The organism is Candidatus Eisenbacteria bacterium, from assembly GCA_013140805.1.
Taxonomy (GTDB): domain Bacteria; phylum Eisenbacteria; class RBG-16-71-46; order RBG-16-71-46; family RBG-16-71-46; genus JABFRW01.
In genome coordinates, this window is the sequence record JABFRW010000012.1 from 1 (window position 1) to 5,703 (window position 5,703).

Genomic DNA, 5,703 nt, shown 5'->3' on the forward strand with positions numbered 1-5,703 from the left:
GCGAGGCTGCGCCGCGCGCGAGGGCCTCGAGCGCGCCGCGCAGCCTCGCCGCGTCGCCGACTTCACTCGGCGGAGGGGTCAGGTCGACGAGGTAGCGCGGACGCTCCGGCAACAGCCGCCGGAGCGACTCCGGACGCCCGGCCCAGGTTTCGACTACCGCCGCCAGGTCCTGCACCTGGCCGAATAGCTCTTCGAAACGCGGCGCGCCGGTCGTGAGTTCGCCCGCGCACCTGGGACACCCGCGGTCGACCGCTTCGCCCGCCGCCACCGCGCGCTGACAGCCCTCGCACCACGCACGAGTCCCCGCGGCCGCGCCGGAGACCCCACCTCCGGTCACAAAGCGCACTTCGCACGCGTCACAGGCCACGATCCAGCGGGACATGGCGGCAGTGTTGCGCCCGCGCGGACGCGCGGCAAGCGCGTTACTGGATGGGTTGTGTGGCGAAGAATGTTGAAACCTAGGGCACGCGCGAACGCCGAGCCCGCTCGCACGGCGTTCAAAAGGCCAGCATGAGGCGGTGACGGCTGGGCCGGGCGATGCGTCGCGTGTCGATCTCGCGCCGGTAGTAGCGTGCCCACGGGTGCGGCAGGGCAATGAGGCTGGGGAACCGCCGTCGCTCGAGCAGTTCGGCGACCTCGAGAGGCCGCTGCCCCAGGCCCAGCCGCATCGCCGGGGTGCCGCCGCCGTGGCGCTCCGAGAACGGTTTGATGAAGTTCTGCCACACAGCCAGCATTGCGGCCCGCTCGATGACGCTCTGTCGACGCTTGCTAAACGCGATCGTTTCGCGCTTGTGGTTGGCACTGTTGTGGCGCAGCAGCAGGTCCATGCGGTTGACCGGGAACAGGGGATTCCCTGCGTGGCGCGCCTCACGGCTCGAGGTGCGCTCGTGGCGAATCCTCCAGCCTTGCAGTCGCCGCATGGCGCGCGGGTAGTCGTCATGCTCGTCGGAGCGAACGACGAGGGCCTGCGGCTGGGGCGCGGCGATCTGGAGGGCAGCCGCCATGCCGTGTTCGATCGTGCGCGGACTGGGACGCCCGTGACGCGCTTCGAGCAGTCCGCGACGCCACTTCTGGCGTGCTGTCATGCGGCCCTTGCGGCGCAGCTCTGATTCGGTGAAGGCGTAGAGGTAATGAGACGCGGCACCCACCACCAGGTTCAGGTGAAGTGGGTGGTACTGGCTGAACTCGAACGACTCGAAACCATCGATCACCAGCGCTTCCGAGATCTCGCCGCGGGGGCGCTGCTCGTGAAGAAACAGCAGCGCATGACGGCCGAGGCGCGCGGCGAGACCCATCACCGTGGTGGCGGCACACCGGGCCTCGCGAGCGATCTGGCGATAGCCCGCGCAGGTCAGCAGGCGCTGGAACACCGCGGCCAGCAGCTCGGGGCGTTTCAACCAGTAGGTAGGGCTGAAGGACTGGGTGCTGAAAGTGTGGCGGCAGTGACTACAGCGGAACCGATGTATGGTGCGCGGTTCACAATGGCGCTGATAGACGCCGAAGCGCGTCCACCGCCAGCCACTGTGGTAACGATGGAACTGGCAATCGGTTCGCGGACAGTGCGGTGGGATGAACAGAGCTGCGCGGGCAGACATGTGCTGAAGCCACTGCAGCTCCCAGGCCGACTACAATCTTCGCCGCACAACCTACTGGATTCCGCCGAAGGTCTGCTGGCGCGTTCCGCGTTCGTAGAAGATCTCGCGCAGGTCCTTGAGTCCGATCTTGAAGTAGTACTCGGCCTCGCCGCCGATCACGAAGCTGCGGGAGAAGGTCGCGAACCAGCAGTGCAGGTCACGCGTCAGCCCGAAGCGCTGCGAGAGCAGCGAGCGCGAATTGAAGTCGTAGGTCGCGAGGTACTCGGCACGCCACCACTTGGACAGATTCGAACTCGCGACCCCGTTCATGTAGCGCGTGCTGCTCCACTGTCCGAGACCCGCGTAGCCACCGGAGTACGAGTACGAGAGCGCCAGCGACCACGGCTGACTGAACGCATCCGGCGAGTTGTCGAAGGTGCTGGTATAGGGCGTCTGCGTGGCGTCGCCCGAGCCCAGCAGGCTGCCGCTGAAGTTCGCGTTGAGGTTGAACCCCAGCGTGCGCAGCGGCCGCTGACTGTAGGGATCGACGCGGCTGCTCACGTCGGCGGACACCAGCCCGGGCGGCTGCAGCCGCAAGACCGTTCCGAGATCCGACAGCCCGCGCAGCTGGCCCTGCTCGCGGAACAGGAAGTTGTAGCTTCCGCTCGTCGACCAGCTGAGCAGGTTGTCGAGTCGCAGCACGTCGTCACCGCGTTTCCACTTGGCCTGCAGCCGCTGATCGACGTTGAACGACAGGCTCGAGTTGCGGAATCCCGACACGCCGATCGAACCGAATGACGAGAAGCGCTGCCGGCGCACGCCGTTTGCGTCGATGTAGGTCAGTTGCTCGAAGTCGGGGCTGTAGCCATAGCTCACGCTCGGGAACACGACGTGACGCAGACCGACCAGGCGCCCGATCGACGAGCGAAACGTGCCGTAGAACGTCGAGCTGGTCGAGATCCCGGAGTTCCAAGTTCCGGTCCCCACCCATCGATTCCCGAGCACGTCGCGATCGAACAGCGCGCCGGTGGCCGAGAACCGCGGCGCCACGTTCAGCCACCCGAACAGGCGCCTCGAATCGGTGATCGAGAACTGAGTGACGCCGCCGCTGCGCGTGCTGTCGCGCTGGGTGAGCAGCGCGGTCGAATCGATCGTCACCGGATCGGGATTGAACGGCGCGTAGCCGGCCACCACCGCACGACGCTCGTGCTGGCGTTGCACGGTCGCGCTGAGGCTCAGGTACATGGTGCCGAGCGGTTTTGCGAACGGGCTGTTCTTGATCGCGGAGATCGAGCCGAGCGAGCGGGTCGGGAACGAAACTGACATCTGCGGCGCTGACTCGAGCAGATTGGGAAGCGCGGCCAGCGTTCCGATCGCCGGCGGGGTGAGGCCACCGAATCCGTCACGAAACCGGATCGACTCGTCGGCATCGAGGTCCTGGCGCCGATCGACCAGTGCGGTGAAGCTCGCCCAGTCCGCGTTGTGGGTCAGATAGAGCTTGGAAGTGAGGAAGCGATTCAACCGGTTGCCCAGGTTGGTACCGTATTGCGGATCGCGCTGGTAGTCGCGGCTCGACACGAAGTTCGCGCCGGCCAGCAACCGGGTGCGCGGCGAGAGTTCCTGCGAGTGGTCGCCGCTGAAGCTGTAGTCCTGGCTCGACACCCGGTCGTCACGCCGGAAGGAGCCGGTGAAGTAACCGTTGAGCACGTACTGCAGTTTGTAGAACGACTCCGCGCGCAGCACGAACGAGGGATCGGCCCGGTAGTAGTCGCCCGAGACCGTGAAGTCCATATAGTCGTTCGGCGCATAGTAGTAGCCGGCGTTGCGAACGAACTGCCCGCCCTGACTGCTGAACCCGAATTCGACCTGCGGCAGCAGCAGTCCCGAGTGGCGCCCCGGCTTGGTCGGGAACACGTAGAACGGCAGCGCCAGCAGCGGCACGTTCTTGATGAAGAACACCACCGGTCGTGCCACCAGCTTGTCCTTGAGCTGGATCTTCATGTAGCGCGCCGCGAAGTGATAGTGCGGATGCTCGAGGTCGCAAGTGGTGTAGACGCCGTGCTTCACGTTGAGCACGTTCTCACCGACTTTGCGGATCTGGTCGCCGCGGTAGATGCCCTTTTCGTAGTTGGTGCGCGCGTCGTAGATGGTTCCCGCCTCGGTCTCGAGGTCATAGGTCATGAGCCGGCCGGTCACGCGATCGCCACGATCGAGCAGCTCCGGCGTGCCACTCGCCTTGAGCGACTGCGCCTGACTGTCGAACTCGACGCGCTGCGCGCTGAGCGCCAGGTCGCGATACTCGAGCGAGGCGCGCGGGCCCAGCACGATGAGGTCGCGCGGCACGAAGAACTCGATGCGCGGTGACTCATAGCGCACGAATTCGCGACGCGCTGCGGCGGTGTCGTCCTCGGCGACTCCGAACCGGTACTCGCCGCTGGCATGGCCCAGCACCAGCGCCCGCTCGACCTTGCGATCCTTGAAGTAGACCAGGATGGTGTCGCCGAGCGCCTGATTCTGTTCCGGGGTCTTGCCCTCGCGCGCCCGCGAGGTATACACGCTGCGAGCCGATCCCAGCGCCAGCAGGCTGTCGATGCGATCCTCGTCGACGAACACGTCGACCCGATCGCCGGTCAACCGGCTGGTCTCCCCGCGCGAATCCGGGCGATTGCCGACGTAGTCCATGACCGCATTGCGGCGCACCACGAAGCGGCGCAGCTCGCGGCCCTCGCTCCACATTTCGAGCGTGTCGCCGGTCACCGTGGTCTCGGTGTCCCAGGCGCGCGGGTGGCCGAACAGCCACGCGCGCCCGGCGCGATCATCGAACACCGCCGAGTCGGCGCGGGCCTGCAGCGTGTCGCGGACCACTCGCACGGAGTCGAGCGCCATCGCGATGCGGTTCTCGCTGTTGACCTTGAGGCGCAGCGCCGACAGCACCGTAGTGCCCTCGCCGTCCTCGTCGAGCGCTTCGAGGCTCGGCGATCCGGTCGCGATCGCGTCTTTGCTGACCCGGTCGTAGTCGACCGAGTCGGCGCGCATCGTGACGTTGTGCTCGCGGTCGATCGCCACGACGTGTCCTCGGGTCTGCAGCAACTGGAGATCCCGCCAGTACGTGAGGTGATCCGCGGTGACGGTCTGGGTGCTGTCCTCGGCGATCACCTGCTGCATCAGTTCGGCGCGGCCGGCGCGACGGTCGAACGTGCCCGATGGAGCACGAAGCGTGGCGCCACGGTCGCGAAACACCACGTTCCCGGTCAGCCACAACAGATCCTGTCCCTCGTTGTAGGACGCGTGATCACAGGTCGCCACCGTGGTGCTGTCCACCAGCCGCACCCGATCGTCCAGGTACAGCATGCCGGCTTCGCGTTCGTAGCGGCCGCGGTCGGCGGTGATGACGGTGCGACCGCGCGTGATGCGGACGTTGCCGTTCAGCATCACGATGTCGCCTTCGGGACCGTGCGAGCCGGTGACGTTCGAGGCCGCGATGTTGAGCGGTGGATCCGGCGCGCGGCGCTTGCGCGCCTCGAGCGCCGACCGGGTCTCCACATGGATCGCCGCGCCGGCGCGCACCAGCGAATCGGCGGTCAGGGCCGCGCGCGCCGAGTCCGACACCGCGCCCGAGTCAGCCGCTGACTCGACGCCGCCGCGCGCGCGCATCAGCGAGTCGTTGAGCGCGGCGATCGGGTCGCGAAGCATCGCGACCGAGTCGCCGAGTGCGGCACCCGGCGGGCGTGAGAGCACGCGCGGTGCGCATGAAGCTGCGAACGCCGCCAGCGCGGCGAGCACCACCGGCCACACGAACACCGTGATGCGCTTCACAGCAGCTCTCCCGGCGCCCCGCCCAGCGCCTCCATGGCTTCACCGACCGCGAACAGCGATCCGGTCAGGAGCACCGTTCCCTCGGAGTCCGCGAGCGCCTCTCGGGCGGCGGTCGCGACGTCGTCCGCGATCGAAGCGTCGAAGCCGTGGCGCTCGGCCGCGACACGAATCACCTCCGGCTCCATCGCGCGCTCGCTGCGGGTCCGCGTGGCGATGAGTCTCGCCCCCGGCGCGAGCGCTGCGAGTGGCGCGAGCATGCCGTCGAGCGGTTTGTCGCGTGACAGCGCCAGCTCCACCGCGCGCGGCGGCGCGA

4 protein-coding genes are annotated in these 5,703 nt (G+C 67.4%); all 4 read right to left on the bottom strand.

The window, feature by feature from the left end:
- Positions 1 to 382, bottom strand: a 382-nt coding sequence (locus HOP12_01200; GenBank protein ID NOT32763.1) for a hypothetical protein, incomplete at its 3' end; no start/stop codon positions are given.
- Between the two features lie 115 nt (positions 383 to 497).
- Positions 498 to 1,397: a hypothetical protein gene (locus HOP12_01205; protein NOT32764.1), complete on the bottom strand. Its 900-nt coding sequence runs from the start codon at positions 1,395 to 1,397 to the stop codon at positions 498 to 500.
- A 249-nt stretch (positions 1,398 to 1,646) separates the two neighbouring features.
- Positions 1,647 to 5,390 carry a hypothetical protein gene (locus HOP12_01210; protein NOT32765.1) on the bottom strand — a complete coding sequence of 1,248 codons (3,744 nt, stop codon included), beginning with the start codon at positions 5,388 to 5,390 and terminating at the stop codon, positions 1,647 to 1,649.
- On the bottom strand, positions 5,387 to 5,703 hold a 317-nt coding region (locus tag HOP12_01215; GenBank protein NOT32766.1), incomplete at its 5' end, for a bifunctional folylpolyglutamate synthase/dihydrofolate synthase. The genes HOP12_01215 and HOP12_01210, both read right to left, overlap by 4 nt.